Annotated in this window: 21 protein-coding genes; 16 read left to right on the top strand and 5 right to left on the bottom strand. The window is 34.3% G+C overall.

Annotated features, from left to right (window positions below; genetic code table 11):
• Window positions 1–147: 147 nt before the first annotated feature.
• Genes FC81_RS02805 through FC81_RS02795 form a run of 3 tightly spaced genes read right to left on the bottom strand, consistent with a single transcriptional unit; the run spans window position 148 to window position 2,080 of the window.
• Window positions 148–450, bottom strand: coding sequence for a hypothetical protein (locus tag FC81_RS02805; RefSeq protein ID WP_057742815.1), 303 nt, complete (start codon window positions 448–450; stop codon window positions 148–150).
• Window positions 450–1,184 carry a hypothetical protein gene (locus FC81_RS02800; RefSeq protein WP_057742814.1) on the bottom strand — a complete coding sequence of 245 codons (735 nt, stop codon included), beginning with the start codon at window positions 1,182–1,184 and terminating at the stop codon, window positions 450–452. Before FC81_RS02800 ends, FC81_RS02805 begins: the two co-directional genes overlap by 1 nt.
• Window positions 1,184–2,080 carry an XRE family transcriptional regulator gene (locus FC81_RS02795; protein WP_057742812.1) on the bottom strand — a complete coding sequence of 299 codons (897 nt, stop codon included), beginning with the start codon at window positions 2,078–2,080 and terminating at the stop codon, window positions 1,184–1,186. The genes FC81_RS02800 and FC81_RS02795 overlap by 1 nt, the downstream gene beginning before the upstream one ends.
• Window positions 2,081–2,686: 606 nt before the next feature.
• Between FC81_RS02795 and FC81_RS02790 the strand changes: the two genes are divergently transcribed.
• The 5 genes from FC81_RS02790 to FC81_RS02770 all read left to right on the top strand — a co-directional run bounded on the left by FC81_RS02790 (window position 2,687) and on the right by FC81_RS02770 (window position 8,019).
• Complete coding sequence (locus tag FC81_RS02790) at window positions 2,687–3,805, top strand: 5-methyltetrahydropteroyltriglutamate--homocysteine S-methyltransferase (RefSeq protein ID WP_057742810.1); 1,119 nt, start codon at window positions 2,687–2,689, stop codon at window positions 3,803–3,805.
• A gap of 36 nt (window positions 3,806–3,841) precedes the next feature.
• Window positions 3,842–5,185, top strand: coding sequence for an APC family permease (locus FC81_RS02785; protein ID WP_057742808.1), 1,344 nt, complete (start codon window positions 3,842–3,844; stop codon window positions 5,183–5,185).
• Window positions 5,186–5,206: 21 nt separating this feature from the next.
• Window positions 5,207–5,995 carry a cyclase family protein gene (locus tag FC81_RS02780; RefSeq protein WP_057742806.1) on the top strand — a complete coding sequence of 263 codons (789 nt, stop codon included), beginning with the start codon at window positions 5,207–5,209 and terminating at the stop codon, window positions 5,993–5,995.
• A gap of 215 nt (window positions 5,996–6,210) precedes the next feature.
• Window positions 6,211–7,029: an aldo/keto reductase gene (locus FC81_RS02775; protein WP_057742804.1), complete on the top strand. Its 819-nt coding sequence runs from the start codon at window positions 6,211–6,213 to the stop codon at window positions 7,027–7,029.
• Between the two features lie 309 nt (window positions 7,030–7,338).
• Complete coding sequence (locus FC81_RS02770; protein WP_162254809.1) at window positions 7,339–8,019, top strand: MgtC/SapB family protein; 681 nt, start codon at window positions 7,339–7,341, stop codon at window positions 8,017–8,019.
• A gap of 109 nt (window positions 8,020–8,128) precedes the next feature.
• On the opposite strand, the gene yjeM is transcribed toward FC81_RS02770, so the two are convergent.
• On the bottom strand, window positions 8,129–9,622 hold the full coding sequence (yjeM, locus tag FC81_RS02765; protein WP_235804620.1) for a glutamate/gamma-aminobutyrate family transporter YjeM: 1,494 nt from the start codon (window positions 9,620–9,622) through the stop codon (window positions 8,129–8,131).
• Between the two features lie 332 nt (window positions 9,623–9,954).
• On the bottom strand, window positions 9,955–10,527 hold the full coding sequence (locus FC81_RS02760; protein WP_057742799.1) for a sigma-70 family RNA polymerase sigma factor: 573 nt from the start codon (window positions 10,525–10,527) through the stop codon (window positions 9,955–9,957).
• A 228-nt stretch (window positions 10,528–10,755) separates the two neighbouring features.
• Between FC81_RS02760 and FC81_RS02755 the strand changes: the two genes are divergently transcribed.
• The 11 genes from FC81_RS02755 (at window position 10,756) to FC81_RS02705 (ending at window position 22,171) form a co-directional block, all read left to right on the top strand.
• On the top strand, window positions 10,756–11,508 hold the full coding sequence (locus FC81_RS02755; RefSeq protein WP_057742798.1) for a hypothetical protein: 753 nt from the start codon (window positions 10,756–10,758) through the stop codon (window positions 11,506–11,508).
• A gap of 185 nt (window positions 11,509–11,693) precedes the next feature.
• Window positions 11,694–12,650 (top strand): LCP family glycopolymer transferase, encoded by a 957-nt coding sequence (locus tag FC81_RS02750; RefSeq protein WP_187327404.1) that lies wholly within the window; start codon window positions 11,694–11,696, stop codon window positions 12,648–12,650.
• Window positions 12,651–12,948: 298 nt separating this feature from the next.
• On the top strand, window positions 12,949–13,617 hold the full coding sequence (locus tag FC81_RS02745; RefSeq protein WP_057742797.1) for a sugar transferase: 669 nt from the start codon (window positions 12,949–12,951) through the stop codon (window positions 13,615–13,617).
• 85 nt (window positions 13,618–13,702) lie between these two features.
• Window positions 13,703–14,467 (top strand): YveK family protein, encoded by a 765-nt coding sequence (locus FC81_RS02740; RefSeq protein ID WP_057742795.1) that lies wholly within the window; start codon window positions 13,703–13,705, stop codon window positions 14,465–14,467.
• Between the two features lie 14 nt (window positions 14,468–14,481).
• Entirely contained in the window at window positions 14,482–15,225 is a 744-nt protein-coding gene (locus FC81_RS02735; protein WP_057742794.1) for a CpsD/CapB family tyrosine-protein kinase, read from the top strand.
• Between the two features lie 48 nt (window positions 15,226–15,273).
• Entirely contained in the window at window positions 15,274–16,245 is a 972-nt protein-coding gene (locus FC81_RS02730) for a glycosyltransferase family 8 protein (RefSeq protein WP_057742792.1), read from the top strand.
• A gap of 161 nt (window positions 16,246–16,406) precedes the next feature.
• Complete coding sequence (locus FC81_RS02725) at window positions 16,407–17,654, top strand: glycosyltransferase family 4 protein (protein WP_057742791.1); 1,248 nt, start codon at window positions 16,407–16,409, stop codon at window positions 17,652–17,654.
• 19 nt (window positions 17,655–17,673) lie between these two features.
• Window positions 17,674–18,582 (top strand): glycosyltransferase, encoded by a 909-nt coding sequence (locus FC81_RS02720; RefSeq protein WP_057742789.1) that lies wholly within the window; start codon window positions 17,674–17,676, stop codon window positions 18,580–18,582.
• A 17-nt stretch (window positions 18,583–18,599) separates the two neighbouring features.
• The gene (locus tag FC81_RS02715; protein ID WP_057742788.1) at window positions 18,600–19,883 is read left to right on the top strand and encodes an oligosaccharide repeat unit polymerase; all 1,284 of its coding nucleotides are present in this window, start codon (window positions 18,600–18,602) and stop codon (window positions 19,881–19,883) included.
• 78 nt (window positions 19,884–19,961) lie between these two features.
• Window positions 19,962–21,008: a glycosyltransferase family 2 protein gene (locus tag FC81_RS02710; protein WP_057742787.1), complete on the top strand. Its 1,047-nt coding sequence runs from the start codon at window positions 19,962–19,964 to the stop codon at window positions 21,006–21,008.
• 50 nt (window positions 21,009–21,058) lie between these two features.
• On the top strand, window positions 21,059–22,171 hold the full coding sequence (locus FC81_RS02705; protein ID WP_057742785.1) for a polysaccharide pyruvyl transferase family protein: 1,113 nt from the start codon (window positions 21,059–21,061) through the stop codon (window positions 22,169–22,171).
• Window positions 22,172–22,190 lie beyond the last annotated feature (19 nt).

The raw sequence follows: 22,190 nt of genomic DNA, 5'->3' as shown, positions 1-22,190 counted from the left end.
ATCTGTCATTAGTAATAGAGAAATCTATTACCAACAACAGATATTGTAGAACCGTTTATTTTAAGCGTAGCATTCTTTATTTATATGATGAATAGTATCAGTACCTTGTGCAGAACCATTAGTTAAGTTGGCTTACTTTAAACATAATTATCTATGTAAAATAGTAGCTTTAGCATCATTATAGCCGCAAATATAGTTTTCAATTTCACTAATACGTCCACGGGTAATTCTGTTCAGCAAACTAACTATTTTAGCAGGATAATGATAAAAGAAGTGGTGAGCTTGATAATCATATTTTGCTTGCTGATAGCCAAGCTGGTAGTCACTGCAAATATGCTGGCATGTCGTATAGTTATCTTTTTCCCATCCCTTAGATGCTTTGTTATAGGTCGTGTTAAAATTTTCTTGTTCATAATTTTCTTTTATAAATTCATGTAATTGTCTAAACATTAGTTATTTCCTACTTTCTTAATTAACTTGAACCAGAGAATCATGATAAAAGGGATGATAGTAAGACAAAATGAAATAAAGAATCTAATCAGGTCAAGCTGGATCGAAGCATGGTCAATCAAGTGGGTCCCAATTGAATATAAATAATAGCCTGGAAATAGCTGCTGAATAATTGTTACAAAATGTTCAAAACTGTTGTTGATGAAAGTATTAAAGGGTACGAAGAAAAGTGCAGCAATAACCATCAAGGGTGCACCAGCCGCATCAAGCGCTGAACTTTCCATTGTCAGTCCCAAAACAAAACCAATAATACTGTAATAGATGCCAAAAATATTTAGGAGAAGCAGTGAGACTAGTAAGGAAGTATTCAAACTAAGTGTGCCCAATACTAAGCCGACAGTAATAATAATCATCATAATCATCACGTTAAGAATCAACTGGGTAATAAGCTGATCTGTCATGAAATGCCAGATCGAATAGTGCGATAGCCGAGCTTTAAGTAGATAAAAACGACTACCGCTGCTGATGCGCTTGCTGAAAGTAACAATTGAATTTCCGGTAATACCCATCAGGCAAGCAACTAGAAACCAATCATATTTCAAACTAGCTGCAGTATGCTGGTCAACTTTTATCAGATTAAGCATAAACAAATACCAGAAACAAGGGATGAGAATCGTAAAGAAGAAGAAACGACGATTACGTAAAACTTGTTTTAATTGAATTAATTTGATCATTAGGCTTGTCCCTCTCCATCATTATGTTGACGATACCATTGTTCAATTGTTTGATTATGACTGTGAATCTTATCAACAGAGACATCCTGTGCAATTTTTCCATCTTTTAGTAGTAAAATACGTGAAAAATACTTATCAATTTGATTAAAATCATGTGTGACTGTGATAACGCAGCCTCCGACATGATCTAGATAACGCCAGAAAAAATCGATTGAGTTCAGATCCATACCGACAGTTGGTTCATCTAAGATCAGTAGTTTGGATTCGCGTAGGAGAGCCAGTAACAGAGACAAACGGCGCTTTTGCCCACCGGATAATTTACTAACAAATGTTCCCTGTTGTTTTTCCAACCGAAATTTACGGATCATTTGGTCAATAAATCCCGTAGAATAGACTCGGTCAATCAGTGCCGCTAGCTGAATATGCTCAGTTACTGTCAGGTCTCCCATCAAAACGTCATCTTGAGGCATAACATTTAAAGCGTCTCTACTATCAATGTAACTTTCGATACTGCCGCTATCAGGCGTGAGTTCACCATAAATTATTTTTGTAAATGTTGATTTTCCTGCTCCGTTGCTGCCAAGAAGAGCAATCCGATCTTTGCCGTAGATATTTAAATTAACGCCATTTAAAACTGGGGAGGCGAAAGATTTTTTTAAATTACTAATTTTAATAATCAGATCATTAATGTTCTCTTTACCCAAAAGTAAAAAATCTAGGTCAACGCCTAGGATCTCTGCTAAACTAATTAGTTTATCGATACCTGGTTCGGTTTCACCATTTTCCCATTTAGAAACGGATTGGCGCGAGACGTATAGTTTTCCTGCGAGATCATTTTGTGAGAGCTTTTTTCGGCGCCGCAAGGTAATTAATTGATGTGAAAAAATATTTTTCATATTGACTTGTAACCTCCTGTTGAATACTCGTTCTATTATCCATTAGAATCAAAGTAAGTAAACAATTATCCTGTCTAATTATGGATGCTGTATACGCAACTTATGGTTGCATTGTTGCTACAGCAGCATGTAATGGGTGATAAAGGTGATGGATACTGAGAGAAAATACAGCAAAATATCTTGCAGAAAAGATACTGAAAGTATTTATTTTTTAGCAGGATAAGGTAAATAACTACTTGACAAGCAATTATGTGAAAGCTATAATCTTAAATTAATAAGACAACAACAATAATTTAATGCGATGAAAAGATGAGTAACTGCTAAAATCGTGCTGAGAGAGCTCATGCAATGGTGAAAGTGAGAAACGATTAGGTAGTGAAAATGGTCTTGGAGCGATATGTTTTTCGAGCGCTAGAGTGTTTGTGTAAGAAAGCATTGTTTGGTACCCATTAATGTACCGGAGTATAGTGCTTTTTACTGTACTTTCAGAGTTATCTAATGCGAGTTAGGTAAATAAAAGGTGGTACCGCGATCGTTTCGTTCGCCCTTGGAATTTTAGTTATTCCGAGGGCTTTTTTTGTATTAAAAAATAAGGGAGAGATTTTAATGACAAGCGCAACTAGTACAACACAATATCCAAGCAGATATGATATCGCAGGGAGTTTTTTAAGACCTGAAAGTTTGAAGAAAGCACGTATTGCTTTTCAACGAGGTGAAATTAAGCGTGAAAAACTAATAGCTGTTGAGGATCAAGAAGTTAAGCGAATTGTTGCTAAGCAAGTTGAATTAGGTTTAAAAGATGTAACAGATGGTGAATTCAGACGCAGCTGGTGGCACTTAGACTTTTTCGCCGGTTTAAGGGGAGCAAAATTTTTTGAACCGGATCATGGTTTTATTTTTAATGGACAAGAGACAAGAAAGGGTGGTATTAAGATCGAAGGTAAGCTTGCTTATAATCCAGAACATCCATTTTTCGCAGGCTTCGAATATTTAAACAGTATTGTACCAGAAGGCGTGGTAGCCAAGCAGACGATCCCGAGCCCATCTGTTTTTTTTCCAAATAAAGATGCTGAAGTTTACGATGAACATTATCAATATAAATTAGGTGAGTTCTTAGCTGATGAGATTGAGGCTTATCAAAAGACAGTGCAACACTTTTATGATCTTGGTTGTCGTTATCTCCAGATTGACGACACTTCTTGGGGGATGTGGGCAAGTTTTTCAAAAAATGTTATTAATCCAGAGTTAAAACCATTGTGTGAAGCAGCTGTTAAGGCAATTAATGCTATTGCAGATAATAAGCCAGATGATTTGGTTCTAACAATGCATGTCTGCCGCGGAAATTATGATTCTAATTGGGCAGGTGCTGGTGCATATGATCCCGTCGCAGATTATCTAGCACAGTTGCATATTGATGGTTATTTCTTGGAGTATGATGACGAACGCTCAGGTGGTTTTGAACCCTTGAAGAAAATTGCTGATAATGGACGCTTACAGCGAATAGTGCTTGGCTTAGTTACGACTAAGAAAGCAGAATTAGAAGACAAAGTTTTACTAAAGAAAAGAATTGCTTCAGCTAGTAAGTATGTTCCACTGGATAATTTGTGTTTGTCTCCGCAGTGTGGTTTTGCTTCGACTGAAGAAGGAAATCACTTAACAGAGGAAGAGCAATGGAAGAAGATCCAGTTAGTTGTTGATACAGCAAAAGAAGTTTGGCAGAGTTAGTTAGGCAATTATTTTATAAATAGGAGGTTCCTCTCTATGGAAGAAACAGGTATTGGTTCGGGTTTAAAGGTAAGTTTGAGTACGAAAGATCTACTCGTTTATGGAATAACTTTCATGATTCCAGTCGCTCCATTAGCTTTTTATGGTTCATTTTTAGAACCAGCCAATGGGATGGTCGCCTTGGCATACTTTATAGGAATGGTTGCTATGTTATTCACAGGGTTCAGCTATGCTACTATGTCAGCGGCTTTTCCATATTCTGGTTCTGTGTATACTTACGTCCAGCAAGGAACTAATGCAGGTTTAGGTTTTATAGGTGGTTGGGGAATTACACTTGATTATTTTTTGATTCCAGTAATAACTTACTTGATCAGCCAGTCTTTTGGAGAATCATTATTGCCAGACGTTCCTGGGTGGGTATGGATAATAGTGTTAGTAGTATTCAATACCTGGATCAATATTTTAGGATCTAATATTGTTACTAAAGTTAGCTGGATATTATTTGTACTTCAAGGACTAGTATTAAGCGCATTTATAATTGGAACACTCAAGTTATTGTTTACGGGTGCCATTCAACCGCATGCGATTTCGTGGTACAATCCGACACATTTTAATATTCAAGGAGTTCTTCAAGCTACGGGGATCGTTATAGTCAGCTATTTAGGGTTTGATGCGATTAGTACCTTATCTGAAGAAACAGAAAACCCACGTCAATCTGTTGGCAGAGCTATCATCCTCTCAATTGTTGCAATTGGTCTTTTGTTTGTTGTTATTACGACCTTAGCTGGTTTTGTAGCACCTGATTATCAAAAACTCAATCCAGATACTGCATTCTTGGGTATCTTGCAACGTGTTGGAGGAACATGGCTGGTTAAACTTGCTGATATAACAATCATTCTTTCGTTTGGTTTTGCTAGTGGACAGGAAGGGCAGACTGCCATTTCGCGTATTTTATATGCAATGGGTCGTGATGGCATCTTACCATCACCATTAGCAAAATTGCATAGGAAATACCAGACACCTGTGAATGCTATTTTACTTGTAGGCTTGATTTCGCTAGTAATCTCACTTACATTATCGCAGACGGCAGTTTCAAATCTGATAAGTTTTGGTGCATTGTTTGGCTTTATCCTGCTAAACTTGTCAGTTATTTGGAAGTTTTACATTAAAGGCGATCATGATTCGTTTTTGGCATTTGTTAAATATGCCTTATCGCCATTTATTGGTTTTGCCGTTAGCAGTTGGATTTTTCTAAGCTTATCACTTGATGCTAAAATTCTTGGAGCCATCTGGATTTTGGTAGGGTTAGTCATCTTGTTGGTTAAAACGAAGTTCTTTAAGACTAAGACACCTAGTTTGGATTTTTCTAGCAAAGATTAAATACCAGGAGGAAATTATCATATGACTATTAATTCAAATAATAAAACTACGGAAACAGTAAAAAACTTAGCTGATAACCAAACACTGGGCCAAATTATTGATAAATTAAAATCTTTTAAGTGGGTTGATTTAACGCACACATTTGGTCCTGAAAGCCCACGTTTCCCAGCATTTGCCAAACCAAAGTTTAATACAATTTTTACGCATGATGATGGTTTTTTTGTAAAAGAGTTTACGTTTCCAGGACAATTTGGGACTCATATCGATCCTCCGGTACATTTTGATGCTCATCGGGACAAATATGTTGAAGATATATCTCTCAAACAGCTTGTCCTGCCGTTAATTGTAATTGATAAATCAGCGGCCGCTAAGAAAGATCCTGATTCTTCATTAACTGTTGAAGATATCAAAGTGTGGGAGAAAAAGTATGGTAAGATTCCTGAAAAGTCATTTGTTGCTTTAAGGACTGACTGGGGTAAACGTTGGCCGAGTCAAGAAAAATCTGAAAATAAAGATAGTAAGGGTCAAGATCATTACCCAGGCTGGGACTTAGATGCATTGAAGTTTATCTATGAACAACGCAACGTAACAGCTAATGGGCATGAAACCTTTGATACAGACACGGCTATTAAACAAGAAAATGGGCTAGTGGGTGAGTATTATGTCCTGTCACATGGTCATTATCAGGTGGAATTGCTTGATAATTTAGACCTTGTTCCAGCTACTGGAGCTTATATTTTTATTTCTGTTCCCAAGGCTGAAAAGGCGCCTGGCTTTCCCGTTAGAGCCTTTGCGATTATTCCCAAATAAATTCCATGGTTGAGTATGGTATGAAAACTAATTGACTAATTTAAAATTTGGCAGATAAGTGTATTTTGCTTATCTGTTTTTTGTTTGAGCTTAGTCAGAGATCTTGGCAAAAATCTCGTAAGTCTAAGCCACTTTTCTCGTCATTTTACGAATTGAATGACATAATATAACCGTTAAGCAATGTGCAAAAAGCACTTTTTAAGGAGGTATTTTAGATGTCAATTCTAACTGAAACATTTACATTAAATAATGGGGTGCAGATTCCTAAGGTGGGCTTTGGAACCTGGCAGATCCCTGATGGTGCACCAACTTATGATGCTGTTGCGGCAGCTTTAAAAGCAGGTTATCGGCACATTGACACAGCTAAGGTCTATCATAATGAGAAGAGTGTCGGAAAGGCTATGCGTGATTCTGGAATACAACGGAATAATATTTTTTTAACTTCTAAACTGCCAGCCGAAACAAAGACATACAAGGGAGCAATTGCCGATTTTAGGAAAACAATGGAAAATCTTGGGACAGACTATCTGGATCTCTATCTTGTACATGCACCGTGGCCTTGGGCGGAAAAAGGTGCAAACTACGATAAGGAAAATATTGCGGTTTGGCAGGCGATGCAAGATATCTATGCCAGTGGAAAAGTTAAGGCGATTGGGGTCTCAAACTTTAATGTTCATGATCTGCAGAATATTTTAATAGATGCCGAGGTCAAGCCGGCAGTTAACCAGATTCGCTACTTCATTGGGTACACTGAACCTGAGGTAACTAAGTTTACTAAGGAAAATGATATTCTAGTTGAAGCTTATTCACCCTTAGCAACAGGTGGTATTCTGCAAAATGCAGCGATTGAGAAAATTGCAGCTAACTATGATGTAAGTGTGGCACAATTAGCAATCAAGTTTGTCTTGCAAAATGGTGCATTGCCACTTCCTAAAGCTGCACATGAAGAACATATTAAGAATAACGCTCAGCTGGACTTTCATATTTCTACTGAAGATATGGTGAAGTTGAATCAGTTGAAGACAGAACTTTAAGTTAATTGGAAATCTTAATAGGAAGTAAAATGAACTATTTTAAAGAGTTGTGCCCAAAGGTTGGAGCAGGGCTCTTTATTTATTTTATAAGTTAATGACCCCGTTTAGATTGGTATTGATCACAGTTAAACAGGGTTAGCTTCATAATCCTTTAAACTAGCTTGATACTAAACAACTCTTTTGACAGCGCTTGCGATAAACGTTACCCTTGTAAAACATAGTGATGACTAACACATAAAAAATAACGTCTAATATTATAGAAGAAATTATAAGGAAAGCACAAGCAGTGGAAGGTTGAGATGAGTGTCGATGGAAACACAATTAGATTATTTGATCCGCTTAGTTGAAGCTGTTATCTATGGTGGGCTGGTTGGTTATGAACGTCAGCTGCGGCTCAAATCAGCGGGGATCCGAACGCATATTTTGATCACGCTCGGCGCGGCATTGATGATGCTGATCTCCAAATACGGATTCTTTGATATGCTGAACCATGCCCAAGTTGACTTAGATCCATCCAGGGTAGCTTCACAAGTTGTTAGTAGTATTGGCTTCATCGGTGTAGGTGCGATCTTAACGTATCGGCATGGGATTGAAGGATTAACGACATCAGCCAGTATCTGGTGTGTGACAGCTATTGGATTAGCGGTTGGGGCAGGAATGCACTTCTTGGCATTCACGGCGACGATTTTAATCTTGCTGATTCAGATTTTACTGCATCACCGCCATTTTCTTGACGGATTACCGGGAGCACTTGAAGGACGACTGATCGTTCACTTGAAAGGTGATACGCGGATGATGGAGAAGATCGTGGAGGAATTACGCAGTCAGAAGATTAAGAAACTGCAAGCCATTGTATTAGCATATGATTCTGAAAACCTGATCTTCAAACTCAACTTTATTATTCAAACGGAAGAAGAACTGAGCTTTATTGTTATCTTCCTAAGTCAGTATAAACAGATTACTGAAGTTGAGAATGTAAAATCACTGTGAGAATTTTTATGGTTGAGAAAAGTAATAATATTAAAAATAAAGCGCTGCTAGTTGGTTTTTGACCGAACAAGCAGTGCTTTTTCAATGTGTAATTCTTTTTAGGATATAATTATGCCTGTTTACGTTTATAGATCAAGTATAACAGATAGCCAATCAGCCCGAAGAGAACGGGACCAACAATCTCGAGGAAGATATCCCAATATTGTTTGGCTGTAAGAGATGAAATAATGGTAGCGCCAATTCCTAACAACAATAAAATATCTGTTAAGCCAACGATAAAATAAGTTAACGTGCCATTCTTGAAGAAGATAAAGTCTTGCTTAAGCGGATTGCGGTATTTAAAAAAGGCAAAAGCCGTTACTAAGAAGAGGTAAGGCAGTGTTGATGAGATATTATCCATCAAGGTCAAGATATTATAGAAACTAACAGCGGTTTTACCGCCAAATGAAGTTAGTGCCAGTAAAATTGAGACGATAACAGCCTGTGCCCACATCGCGTTGGCAGGCATCTGGTGCCGGTTCAGTCTGGTTAAAGCTTGTGGCCATAAAGCTTGCGGAGTTCCCAAAATAAATGATTTAATCGGCATAAAGGCAATAACGAAGAAAGAGCCGCAATAACTTAGCAACATCATACAAGCAGCAAAGCGTGCACACCAGAAGCTGAAACTTGCGGCCATGTTATTAAGTCCTAAACTGGTCGCAAGTGTGTAGCCAAGGTTACTCATTAAAACATAAGTCGTGTTGCCAAGGTTGACGGCAGAATCATTGAAGGTCGCGTTCCAATTGGCTGAGAAACCCCACATGAAGATGAAGAGGGCGTAGACGGCAGTAATCGCCAGTGTCCCTAGTCCCATTGCCAGCGCGAAGTTCTTTTTAGCATTGCGCATTCGATCTGAGACACCACCCAGAGCCTCAATACCCGCATAAGCGTAGACTGCGAAGATTACAAAGGAGATCGTCTGGCTTAGTGACTGATAGTTTTTTCGCGGTGAGACGAAGAGACTGCGCGGCAAGTGGACGGGTTGTGCTAACTCAAAATGATTAGCGGCAAGGACTGCGAAACTAATAAGAAAGAAGAAGATCGTAATGGCTACCGCAGCCAGACCCCCAATGGCTGCCAAGTGGACGACTTTACCTAGTCCCTTAGTTGATATAAAAGTGATCGTGCAGAAGAAGATGATACTGATCAAGCCTAAGGTTGTTGTGGAGTCGAGCCCCAAAAGATGCCATTGATCAGTTCGATCGGCTCCAGTCAGTGTCGTTGAGAGCATGATCCAAATCTTCGAGACGGTGGAAACGATCAGAATGATCCATGATGCTAACCAGACGAAACCACCAATAAAAGCCCATTTGGTTCCGAGTGAATATTGTAGCCATGAATAGACCCCACCGGCTTCATTATGGAGAGCTGAACCAAATTCAGCGAACATTAAAGACGAGGGGATGAAGAAGAGTAAGGCAGCAAGAACGTACCAGATAATACCCGCATAGCCCATGGTGTAGTACGCGATTGAAGTATTGTCGAAGGCAAAGGTCGATGTAAAGATCATCAGCATCATACCTAGAAGTGTAACTTGTCTGATGGGTGTAACTTTTTTTGTCAAAGGAGTCACCTCACTAAAATAATAATATAATTAGAAAAAGGATTTAAAAACCTATTACTTTTTCATGATTATGTTAAAATTCTACACTAATTAGATGTATAAATAAACTTTAGTTTCAGAATAAATTCATTTTATAGCCTGTTAAAGGTAGAAATATCTATTTTGGTGCATAGATATAAGCCAAAAAGAATGCCACCATAATTCTGCCAGCTCTTTTAAAATTAAGAAGAGATGATGAACCTAAGATGACTAGATTATGTAAAAGCAAGGAGAGGTCCTCCTTGCTTAAGATGAACATAATTACAGTAAACCTATGACTATTATCTGACACGTTAAGCTGCTGGCTTTTCTTCGGCTAAAAGGATGCGAGCTTTAACCTGGACCCCTGCACGCCACTTATAGATCGTTTGACGGGAGACACCGTACATCTTTGCGATTTGAGTGATTGGCCGGACATAAAGAAAACTTTCACGCAGATACTTAGCTTCATTAGGAGTGCATAACGCGAGAAGCCGTTGATAGAGCTCGAAGTGCAAGGTCTCGTCTTCAAGATTGTAAGTTGTTGGATCTACTAGATCAAGACTGACTTCAGTATCACTTTCATCGTTATGAACCCCCTCAATGTTTTGACAGTTAACCTGATTACGTCGTTCCCTGCGCAGCATATCTAATAACCGCCAGTAAATACGTTGGTATGCAAAGAGCATCAAGGCTTTCTCGTCATCCATTTTGGGATTCAGTTTCTTGTAAGCCATGTAAGCATCCGTGAAGATGATACGTGCTTCCTGTAAATAATCTTGGTACTGGGGGTTCTGTGGAGAGAGATGCAGACGCTTGCAGACACCGTAGATCAACCGTTCACGTTCTTCGGAAAATAAAAACCTAAAAGCCTCTTCGCGTGTCATATAAAAAACCTCCGTTAAAGTTATGATTAGCCCAATTTTCGGGCCTTTATAATAATAAGCGCTTTCAAAAACAAAAGAAACATAGAGAAAAGTCCTTTAACCCTGCAGCTAAAAAGTGTTAACTAAAAAAAGACTAGCAAATAATTTAGATACAATGTATAATGAAAACGCATTCTTAAAAAGCAGGGTATAGACCTTAATAATGAATTGTGAAGGAAGTGAGAGAGAATGCAACCGAAGATAGATGTTCTAGATACAGCAAAGATCAAGGAAATAATTGAATTAGGAGAGTACGATAACGATGCCGCTATTCAGGCAGACAGCACATTACTGATACTGGATTGTCAAAAATATAATCTAAAAAATATTAAGTCGATTATCTTTGATCGTAATAAAGGTATTTGTCTTTCTAACATGGAGACTAAGAGATTGATTAACCGGTTTGTTGTTCAGGATATAGTGACGTTTGGTTTTATTCGAGCAACAATGGAGCTTGAGAATATCAAGGGCGTGTTGTTTTATGTCTATGGTGAGACGATGATGATCCCATTAACAGGAGCTACGCAGCATTCAACCAGCTGGTTTTTCGTCAATAACGTCGCAAGTTATTCTTTTAACTCTGCGGGGAATAAGATTATTCTGTACTGTCCGCAGGTGTTCGACCGCGCACTTAAGATCGCAGTGGAGACTAATAAGGCTTACTGTATGCGTGTGATCAATGCTGCTGAGAAAGTGTCTGATAGGGAGAGCAAGTTGGCGTTGAAGATGGTAGCGGATCATTATCCTAGGCATCCGCAGGCTAAAGCCTTTCACGCGCTGGATAAGAAACGTGCGATCTCACGATACTGTGTTAGCCTTAGTGAGAAATACCACAAGCAGCTCATTAAATATACGATCCAGGCACTTGAGATGGAGCCAATGCCGGAAATAGTCAATGAAACTTATGCAAAGGTGCGTAATCGAATGAGCAAATTGATGTAAATAGTTCGAAAAGATAGGAACAGGGCGTTTGCTCTAGTTCTTATTTTTATGGGCATAATAAAGATTAAAGACTGGCGCATGGAACTTGGCATAAACAAGAAGAGATTTTCTTTTAACTAAAAAAGTGGTAGAATCAATCTGTGTGTTTGAAATAATAAATATTTTAATATAGTTTGGAGTGATTTATCTTGGCAAAAGATGAAAATATACGCCATCATCATCACCACAAAAAGGGCAAGAGAAAGATCTGGAAGTATGTCGTTGGTTTCTTGATCCTCTTCTTCGCGGTTGATGCCGTAATCTTATTCAAGATGTATAATGATGCAAAACAGGCGGTAGACGTTACCTATAAGAAAGTAAAACATGATAGTGGGCGTGATAATGACGCGAACATCAAGAATGGTAAGCCGTTCTCGATCTTACTTTTAGGAACCGATACTGGTGAGTACGGCCGTACATATAAGGGACGTTCAGATACCATTATGGTAGCAGTTGTTAATCCTAAGACTGAGACTACGACATTGGCAAGTATCCCACGGGATACTAAGGTTTCGATCCCAGGACATGGATTTAATAACAAGATCAACGCGGCTTATGCCTATGATGGTGTCAGTGGCGCGATGAACACGGTCCAAAGTTACCTAAATGTTCCCATCGACCATTATATTGAGATGAACATGGGGGGCTTAGTCCAACTTTCTTCGGCTTTAGGGCCGATTAAGGTCAATAATGACCTGGACTTTACTAATATGGATACTCATTTTCCTAAAGGTGAAGTTAAGATCGACAAGGATAATATTCTAGCTTTTACGCGGATGCGCTATGAAGATCCACGTGGTGATTATGGGCGTCAAAAACGTCAGCGTGAGGTCTTAGCTGGATTGGTCAAGAAGATTACGACGGTTAATGGTGTAATGAAGTATCAAGATATACTTTCAGCACTTTCAAGTAACATGAAGACCGATATTACCTTTGATCAGATGAAAACGATCGCAAGCAAGTATCGTCAAGCTGATAATGTTAAGCAACTCCAACTGCAAGGTAATGGAAAGATGATCGATGGTGTTTCATATGAAGTCGTACCTAAAGCTAATAGTGATAAGGTTTCACAACAATTACGTCGGGCATTAGAGTTAAAGTAAATAATTAGAATAGTATAAGCTAAGCTGCCTAGATGAATGCTAGGCAGCTTAGCTTTTGTAAACAAAATTTAATATTAAAGGCCGTTAATTGGCTTCACTCTAAGAAAACTATAACAAAGGGTAAGATAAGATTCTTTTTTGGATAGAATTAGTTTATAAAGAAGAAAAATAAACTTTTTACTAACAATTTTATAATTTTTTGTTAAAAATAGTATTTAAATGAAAAGTTGAAGCGTGTATAATCAAACCTGTGTCATCGTTTAATGTTTAAAAATTAATCTTTGGAGGAGTAGCATTTATGGAGAGAGGTCAACTCAATGTACAACAACTTATTCATTTAGATCGCTACCATATTGATCACCGCTATGTCTATAGAACATTAAAACGTCTTAGTGATTTTATCTTTAGCCTTGGTGGTTTGATAGTCCTTGCGCCACTATTTATAGTGGTAATGCTGTTAATTAAGTTGGAAGATCATGGCAGTATCTTTTATAAACAAAAAAGATTGGGTCGTGGTGGAAAAGTTTTCTATATGTACAAGTTCCGTTCAATGTGCATGAATGCCGATGAAAAACTAGCAGAGTTAAAAAAATATAATGAAGTTGATGGTGCCATGTTTAAGATGAAGCATGATCCACGCGTTACACGGATCGGACACTTTATTAGAAAAACGAGCATTGATGAGCTGCCACAGCTATGTAATGTTTTAATGGGGCATATGAGCTTGGTTGGACCGCGGCCACCGTTACCTAATGAGGTTGCACAGTACAGCGAGTATGACAAACAGCGCCTTTATGTCACACCAGGGTGTACAGGACTATGGCAGGTTAGCGGACGTAACGAAGTTGGTTTTAATGAAATGGTAGAACTTGATCTGAGATATATTCAAAAGAGTAATTTAATATATGATTTTATAATTGTTTTAAGAACGATCAAGATAATGGTTGTGCCGAATGGGGCGTATTGAGATAATTTTATGCGGTAATTGCGTTATATTTTTTTATAAATAGATTAAGTTTATTAATATTTTAGTGATTAAGGGAGCAAGATAGATAGTGGAAAAGAATAATACGGAAACAGTAATTGATATTCAACAGTTATGGGAATTATTACGCAAAAACATTCTAAGTATCTTGGTGTGGGGGCTTGTTGGTGGAATAGTCGCCTTCTTTATTTCTTTTGTTTTTATGGCACCAAAGTATAGTGCAACGATCGACTTATTGGTTAACCAAAAGGTTGATAATCAACAGATGCAATTTAATGTCCAACAAGCAGATTTGCAAGCTATCAATACATATAAAGACGTTTTAAAAAAGGACGTAGTTTTATCACCAGTCTTAAAACAGGTTCGTCAGAAGGATAACTATAGTGGTAGTCTAAGTGATTTACAAAATTCTCTTTCAATTGAAAACCAAACCAATTCACAAGTTTTGAGTGTGACAGTAACGGATAAGAATGCATATACTGCTTCTGATATAGCCAATACGTTAGGTAGCGTGTTTAGTAAAAAGATTAAAACAATGATGAAAGTTGATAATGTGACTGTTGTAACCAAAGCAACGGCTAATACAAATCCAGTTTCACCAAATAAGCAACTTAATATTTTAATCGGGTTACTAGTAGGAATTGTTATTGGAATTGCGATTGTAGTTATTCGTGATTTACTAGATACGACAGTAAAAGATGAGAATTACTTAACTGATGAACTGGGATTAGTAAGTTTAGGTGCAGTTAGCCATATGAAAAAGAGTACAAGTCGTCATGCGGTCAGTGTTGTTACTGATGAACAAAGTGTTGCAACACGGCGACGTGTTTAAGAAAGGGGAATATAATGATATTTTTTAATAATAAAAAAAAGCAGTTATCAAATGATTCAATGGAGAATGGAGTTCATATGATTACTGCAGCTGCCCCCAATTCAGTCATATCAGAGCAGTTTAAAACAATTCGAACAAATATTCAATTTTCTAATGCTGATAAGACATATAAATCTTTAATGTTGACTTCTAGCCTAGCTTCAGAAGGAAAATCGACGGTAGCTGCTAATTTAGCTGTAACATTTGCTAAGCAGGGACTAAAGACACTCTTAGTAGATGCCGATATGCGACGCCCTACAATTAATGCAACCTTTAGCATTGCAAATCCTAAAGGTCTGACGAACTACTTAACCAATCGTGAATTCAATGTTAATGGAGCAATTTACGAAACTTCAACAGATAACTTATTTGTTATGCCAAGTGGTCCAGTGCCGCCTAATCCAGCAGAATTGCTTAATTCTAGAAGAATGGACTCTTTGATTGATTCATTAGAAAAACAACTAGACTTAGTTATTTATGATGCCCCGCCAGTTTTATCAGTAACAGATGCGCAAGTACTATCTACAAAGGTTGATGGAACTATCTTAGTAGTAAGACAAAATGTTGCGGAAAAAGAGGCCGTGCGTCGAACAGTAGAGTTATTAAAGCACGTTAAAGCGAATATTGTAGGTACCTTGTTAAATGATGTTGAAACTAAAGGTGGAAACGGCTATTACGGTTACTATGGTTATGGATACTATGGAGTAAAAAAAGATTAACGGGCAAGGTGCTACAATAGAGTTCTTTAACGTAAGGAGAGAAATTAATTGAATGTTTTATATACATTAAATAGCGGATTTGAAGCACAATTAATTGTTTCGGTACTTTCTTTAATTAGACATACAACCATTAATTTAAATATCTTCATAGTTTTTGATAATATTAACAAAGAAACAAAAGAATGGTTGGAAAATTTAGAAAATAATAGGATAAAAATTAAAATTTTAAAATCTCCAAAAATATCTGAACGATTGATTCCAGACAGAGGATCAAAATGTCAGTATTACAGGTTGTATGTTACTGAAATTTTTGCGGACTTACCTAATATAAAAAGAGTTTTGTATCTTGATTGTGATACGTTGATAACGAACAATGATGTTGAAAAGATGTTTTATGCTGATATGAATGGTTATGCTTTAGCTGGTACAATAGATCCATGGGGGCCAGCTTATAAAAGCTTGTTTAAATTGAAAAGAGATTCTAACATGTTTAATGATGGAGTTCTTTTAATTGATATTAATTGTTGGAAAAAGAAAAACTATGATAAAAAAATAGAAAAAATAATAATGAATAAAAAAAGTTTTATCCAGGCTGATCAAGGAATTTTAAATGAATTAGCGCAGGGAAATTTTAAAATCCTAGAACCTAAATTTAATGTAATAACATCTTACTTCGAATTGAAGTATAAAGAACTACTTTGTTATAGAAAACCTATCGGTTTTTATTCTCAGACTGATATAAATAAGGCTATTGACAATCCTTCGATAATTCACTTTACAAGCACCTTCTTAAATAATAGACCTTGGGTGAAAGAAAGCATACATCCATATAAAGAAGAGTGGCTAGAGTACTTAAAAGATGAAAATATTTATGTGAAAATCAATGTGAATATGAGCAATAAAAAGAACTTTTTGAAAGTGATTTTCCAAAAGATGCCTAGGAAAATAGCTATAATTATTTTTGGGTGTTTGCAGGCTTATGTTAGACCTTTGATTTTAAAGATAAAAGCAATATTTTGAGAAGTATTTAAAACAATATAAATTGTGAGTATTGTTAATTAAAAAGATAAATTATTACAGATATATATTAAAATATATATTTTTTATAACCCGTTTATAAAGAACTAGAAGATACTTTGAATTTTACTTTTTAAAAGTAAGTGGATAGGAGTAATATTTAAATGAATATAGCTATTATAGTACCTGATTCTAATGGAGGCTATCCAGTACCAGCCAGCAAAGGAGGAGCGGTAAGTCAATTAGTAGAACAATTAGTGAAGAATAATGAGCGTGAAAAAAAAGCTGAACTCTCAATCTTCACGTTTTTTGAAAAAAAGGCCTTTAATACAGCTAAAAAGTATAATAACACTAAGTTTTATTGGACAGAGGTTCCAAATGTTATAAAATTATTTGATAAAATATTATTCTTTATTGTAAGCAAATTTTTTAAAAATAAAAAAAGTATCTCATATAGGTCAGTTTTTTCAATGTTGTATATGCTTTTTAAAGTACATATTGATTTAAGAAAAAGAAACTTTGATGCAGTAATTATTGAAAATAACATGATTTTCTGTAATGTATTTCGAAATTTGAAAACTAAATATTCAGAAAAATACTATGTTCATCTACATAATGTTCCACGTATAAATGGAAAATGTAAGAAAATCATCCAAGAAGCAAAAAAAATTATATGTGTTAGTAATTATGTAGGTGAACAAGTAGCAAAAAGTAATAGCGTCATTGGTCCTATTTCAAAAAAGAAAATAACAACTTGCTATAATTGTGTAGATACTAAAGTATTTAGGCAAATTAAAAAAACTAGTTCTAAATTAGAACTAGTTCGTGATAAATATGATATTAAAGAGAATTGTAAAGTTGTTGTATACGCAGGAAGACTCTCTCCAGAAAAGGGTGTTGACAGACTGTTAGAGGCAGTAAAGCTTTTTCCAGAAAATGAAGATATTGTTGTTCTAATTATAGGTAGTCTGATTTATGATTCGGATTTAAAAGATAGTTATTATTACAGTTTAAAAGAAATAGCAGATGATATTAATAATAATTCTAGAAAAAAAATTTTTTTTACAGGTTATATTCCGAATAATGATTTGGTGTATATGTATAATATTGCAGATGTCTCAATTCTTCCATCAGTATGGGAGGAGCCAGCAGGATTAACTATGTTAGAATCTATAGCCTGTGGGACCCCAGTTATAACGACTGATGTTGGAGGAATACCAGAATACGTTTCCGATTGCGGGATTATAGTTGAAAATAATTATGAGAAGTTACCAAAACTTCTTTCAGAAGCGTATATTAGAATTACTAGAGATAGTATATTTTTAGACAATATCGTAAATAAAGGATTACAGAAAATAGAAAGTGAATTTAACTCAGAAGAATACTTAGATAATTTTTTGAGTAGTTTATAGTTTCAAAAGGATGGTAACTATGAAAAGAATTTTAATATTGCTTTCAACGTTTAATGGACAGAGTGTAGTAAAAAGACAAGTAGAAAGTATTATTGCTCAAAGGGAAGTAGATGCTCACATATTAGTAAGAGATGATGGATCATCAGATAATACATTGGATGTATTATTTGATTTACGGAAAAAATATAGAAATAAAATAGAAATCATTAAAGACGCAAATATAGGTTATAGAAAAAGTTTTTTTTATTTAATTCAGAGTGCACAAGAATATGATTATTATGGTTTTTCAGATCAAGATGATTTATGGATGGACGATAAAGTAATTTCTTGTATAAAATTAATAGAGAATCATAAAGATAAAGGACCAAAATTAGCACATGTAGGTGCAATTAGTGTAGATGAAAATTTAAAAAAAAGATTACAACAAGAAAAAAGAAAACCAAAACCAAGCTCTTTCAAAATGGCTATAGCTACTGAATATTTTCAAGGATGTGGAATGATTTGGAATAAAGAACTTATGAGGATAGTTAGGTTATATGTGCCCAGAGATACTAGGATAACACATGATTATTGGGTCGGACTTTTAGGATATCTTTTTGGTGATATTTATTTTTGCAGTAAGCCAAAGTTTTATCATATTAGATATAAAACAAATTCGTCGAGAGATGGTAACATTCTTTTAGGAAGAGTAGATAGATTAAAAAAAATATTTACAACTGATTCTGCTTACATGAATCCAGCACAAGACTTGTCAAATGGATATAGTTCATTACTAACAAAGTCACAAAAGAACTTTTTAAATAAACTAATTAATTATAGAAAAAATTCAAAAAATAAAATTTCTATACTTTTTGATATTAGGTTTAAAAGACCTACATTATTGGCAACGTTATTATTTAAGTTTTCTATTCTTATAAATCATTATTAGTATTTTAGGAGGACCATATGGTAAATTACTATTTTTTGTTAGCTATAGAGTTGTTTATAGTTATAGTTAACTTAATTATTTTTCGTGGAAACATAATAATACCAGCTGTTATTTCTTCAATAATGATTCTTATAGGTAACTTTTTTGCCTGGTTTAGTGCGGATATATGGGAAATGCAGGTATCAGCTATGACTATGTTTGTCGTTACTACTGGAATGGTGACGATGACTATTGCATGTTTTATATCAACAAAATTTAATTTAAATCCAGGTAAAAAAATATATAAAAATGATACTAATAATTTGAAGCTTATTAAAGTTAGTAAAAGTTTTGAAGTTATAGTAATGATGATCGTGTTATTTTTAACTTGTTTATACGGTTTGGAAGCATATAAAGTAGGGGTACTAAATGGAGGATCAACTATAAATGCTTTTGCATACACAAAATCGGCAAGCATGGGTAACGATGATACAGCTTCTATGAACCCTCTGATACGCCAAGGTTTTAAAATTGTTACGGCAATTTCTTATGTAACTATATTTTACTTAGTCAATAATTGTTTAATATTAAAACAAAAAATCACCAAAAATATTCCTTCCATAATAATAATTTTTTCTGCTATTATAATAACTATTTTTTCAGCATCTCGTACGGAAATATTACGATTATTTTCAGCTGGATTATTCGATTATTGTATATTGTATTTTGAAAAGATAACTTGGGAAAGTACTAAGTTAAAAAAAGCTTTATTTTCAGTTTTGAAGATTATAGTACCTTCTGTATTAATTATTATTGTGATTGCTTATTCAGTGAGAAGTATAATAAAAACAAGCAATGTAGAATTATCACAAACTCAGTCTATTTTAACATATATTTCTTATTATATTGGGAGTCCATTACAAGTACTTAATTTAAAGTTGGATATGGTTTACTCTGAAAGGGGAATACCACTTTTTAGTAATAATATTGAGTTACCAAATTTCGTTTATTTAGGAAATTTAAACTATGGAGGAAATGTAGCCACTATTTTTGAATATGTATTAAACTTCGGACTCTTAGGTATGATTATATATATTTTCTTTGTATACTTTATTGGTAGTTTATTAATAAATTCTTTTTTGATAAAAACGGCATCTTCTGTAAAAAGAAATGGTCAATTAATTTTATTATCTTTTTGTTTCTTTCCATATACTATGGCATATTATAGTATAACCACTCAGTTACTTTTCAATATTACTGGGATATTAACACTTATTTTTATATATATATATTACAAAATATTTATTTTAAATTTAAAATAAAATAAAAAAATTAGCTGAAGTTAAACGCTAAGTTTAGAGTATTCAATTACTTAATATTGTGGAAAGGTACGATGATTTGTGAATAATAAAGTAAAAACCACTCCATTTTTTTCAATAATAATACCAATTTATAATCAGGATAGGTTTTTAAGTGAGTGTTTAAGGTCAGTAGTAAATCAAACATTCCAAGATTTTGAGTGTATTCTAGTAAATGATGGCTCCACCGATAATAGCTTGGAAATTTGTCGTATATTCCAAAAAAAATATTCTCAAAAGTTTATTTTGAAAAATAAAGCTAATGAGGGAGTAGTTGAAACAAGAAGGAAAGGAATAGAAATATCTAGAGGAAAGTATATTGTATTTTTGGACTCAGATGATAAGCTAAGTTTAAATGCTTTAAATGTACTTAAAAATAGTCTTAAACTCAAAAAAGTCGATTTATTATTATTCAATTTATCGAAATCAGAGAAACTTAATGTTCCGATGTATTCATATGGTTTTGAAACAAGTACCTATTTTCAAGGTAGTAGTATGCAGTACATTTATCAATTAATATTAGGTACAGAAAAGTTAAATTCGTTGTCGAGTAAATGTATAAACAGAAAGCTATTTAGTAAGATTCAAGAAAGCAAAAATGAAAGAAGCATATCGACATATGAGGATTTTATGGAAAGCTTGAAAATAGTAGATAATAGCAATAGCGTTATGTATATAAGTGATATACTCTACTATTATAGAGAAAACAAGACCAGTGTAACTAGTTACTATAACAGAATGGAACTTCATAATATAGAATATGTCAACAAGTTAAGAATGAAGTACGCCCTGAAGTGGAATCATAATGATGATAGTTTGATAGATTTGTCAAATAAAATGATCTCTAAATCATATTATGTTTGTATAATGTCAGTAATAAATAGTGAATTAGATTTAATATCTAAGAAGAAAGAGATACACAGAATTAGAAATTCCATATATTATAACGAGTACAGAGGCTATACCCCGAATTTTAAACATTTTTACAAAGTTTTAGCATTTAAAATTATAAAAGACAATAACTTATTCGGGATGATACTGTTAATATTACTTAAAAAAATTAGAGGTAATCGCTTGAAGGTACGCTGAATAAGTATGTTAATTTCTTGTGAGTAAGTTTTGAAAGGAGAAAAATATTTGTGGTTGAAATAGTCTCTAATAATAAACGTAAAATATATATTAGTGCATATTTTAAAGGAAATGTAGGAGACGATCTTTTTGTAAGAACTCTAGTAAAAAATTATCCTAATGAGATATTTGAAATATATATTGAAAAAGAATTTGCAAATTCTTTCGTAGATTTAAAAAATATACATATTATTTATAAAAACATTTTCAATAGGATATTAAGATTTATAAGAAACAAGGTAAGTAGTAATGTATTTCTTGGTTATCCCACTCACTATAAAGCAATTATTGAGATTGGAGGGTCAATATTCCAACAAATTGAAAAAAATTGTGAATTATCCAAGGAACGAAAAATTAATATGAGGCTATCCAAACATTACTTCATAATTGGTAGTAATTTTGGACCATATAGAAATAAAAAGTATTATGAGGCTTATACAGAATTTTTTTCAAAGATTGAGGGAGTTGTGTTTCGGGATAAACAGTCGTATGAGCTTTTTAAAAAGCTGAAGAATGTAAGTTATGCTCCTGATGTAGTGTTTAACTATCCTTTAAATAAAAAAAATATAAAAACTAACTCAGTGTCTATTGTACCCGTCAATCTAAAGTACGACAGACGATCAAATTTTAAAAGTCTCGATAAATATAATTCAGCATATGTAGGTTGGTTAGTTAATCTTATTGAGTATTCTTTGAAAAAAAAGTTAAAAGTAAATTTGATTTCTTTTTGTAATGAAGAGAAAGATAATGAAGTAATAAGTTTAATTCTATCTAAACTAAAACATAGTAGTATAAAACACATATCTGTTTATGATAATGATAATATTGAAAAAAAAATTGGCATAATAGCTTCGTCAAAGTATTTAGTTAGTAGTAGATTTCATTCAATGATAATTGGTTGGAAATGTCAGATAAATCAAATAGTTGTCCCATACAGTGATAAGACAATAAATGTTATTAAAGATCTTTATCCTAAACAGATGTCTATAAAATTAACTAATTTAAATTCGAAAGAGTATGAACAGATTTTTAGATTAGCGAATACAATGCCAATATCTAAACTAAGAAAATATGAGTTAGCCGCAAAGAAACAGTTTATTTATGTAGATAAATTAATTAATTAATTAATGAAGTGAAGGAGAG

Origin of the sequence: Liquorilactobacillus capillatus DSM 19910 (assembly GCF_001434915.1) — a bacterium.
GTDB lineage: Bacteria > Bacillota > Bacilli > Lactobacillales > Lactobacillaceae > Liquorilactobacillus > Liquorilactobacillus capillatus.
The sequence above is the reverse complement of the archived record's forward strand: the minus strand, read 5'-3'. Positions and strand labels throughout refer to the sequence as shown.

What these genes read in the sequence shown, in the direction of transcription:
- FC81_RS02805 (WP_057742815.1), bottom strand. Translation starts at nt 450, where the DNA reads ATGTTTAGACAATTACATGAATTTATAAAAGAAAATTATGAACAAGAA.
- FC81_RS02800 (WP_057742814.1), bottom strand. Translation starts at nt 1,184, where the DNA reads ATGATCAAATTAATTCAATTAAAACAAGTTTTACGTAATCGTCGTTTC.
- FC81_RS02795 (WP_057742812.1), bottom strand. Translation starts at nt 2,080, where the DNA reads ATGAAAAATATTTTTTCACATCAATTAATTACCTTGCGGCGCCGAAAA.
- FC81_RS02790 (WP_057742810.1), top strand. Translation starts at nt 2,687, where the DNA reads ATGACAAGCGCAACTAGTACAACACAATATCCAAGCAGATATGATATC.
- FC81_RS02785 (WP_057742808.1), top strand. Translation starts at nt 3,842, where the DNA reads ATGGAAGAAACAGGTATTGGTTCGGGTTTAAAGGTAAGTTTGAGTACG.
- FC81_RS02780 (WP_057742806.1), top strand. Translation starts at nt 5,207, where the DNA reads ATGACTATTAATTCAAATAATAAAACTACGGAAACAGTAAAAAACTTA.
- FC81_RS02775 (WP_057742804.1), top strand. Translation starts at nt 6,211, where the DNA reads ATGTCAATTCTAACTGAAACATTTACATTAAATAATGGGGTGCAGATT.
- FC81_RS02770 (WP_162254809.1), top strand. Translation starts at nt 7,339, where the DNA reads ATGGAAACACAATTAGATTATTTGATCCGCTTAGTTGAAGCTGTTATC.
- FC81_RS02760 (WP_057742799.1), bottom strand. Translation starts at nt 10,527, where the DNA reads ATGACACGCGAAGAGGCTTTTAGGTTTTTATTTTCCGAAGAACGTGAA.
- FC81_RS02755 (WP_057742798.1), top strand. Translation starts at nt 10,756, where the DNA reads ATGCAACCGAAGATAGATGTTCTAGATACAGCAAAGATCAAGGAAATA.
- FC81_RS02745 (WP_057742797.1), top strand. Translation starts at nt 12,949, where the DNA reads ATGGAGAGAGGTCAACTCAATGTACAACAACTTATTCATTTAGATCGC.
- FC81_RS02735 (WP_057742794.1), top strand. Translation starts at nt 14,482, where the DNA reads ATGATATTTTTTAATAATAAAAAAAAGCAGTTATCAAATGATTCAATG.
- FC81_RS02725 (WP_057742791.1), top strand. Translation starts at nt 16,407, where the DNA reads ATGAATATAGCTATTATAGTACCTGATTCTAATGGAGGCTATCCAGTA.
- FC81_RS02720 (WP_057742789.1), top strand. Translation starts at nt 17,674, where the DNA reads ATGAAAAGAATTTTAATATTGCTTTCAACGTTTAATGGACAGAGTGTA.
- FC81_RS02715 (WP_057742788.1), top strand. Translation starts at nt 18,600, where the DNA reads ATGGTAAATTACTATTTTTTGTTAGCTATAGAGTTGTTTATAGTTATA.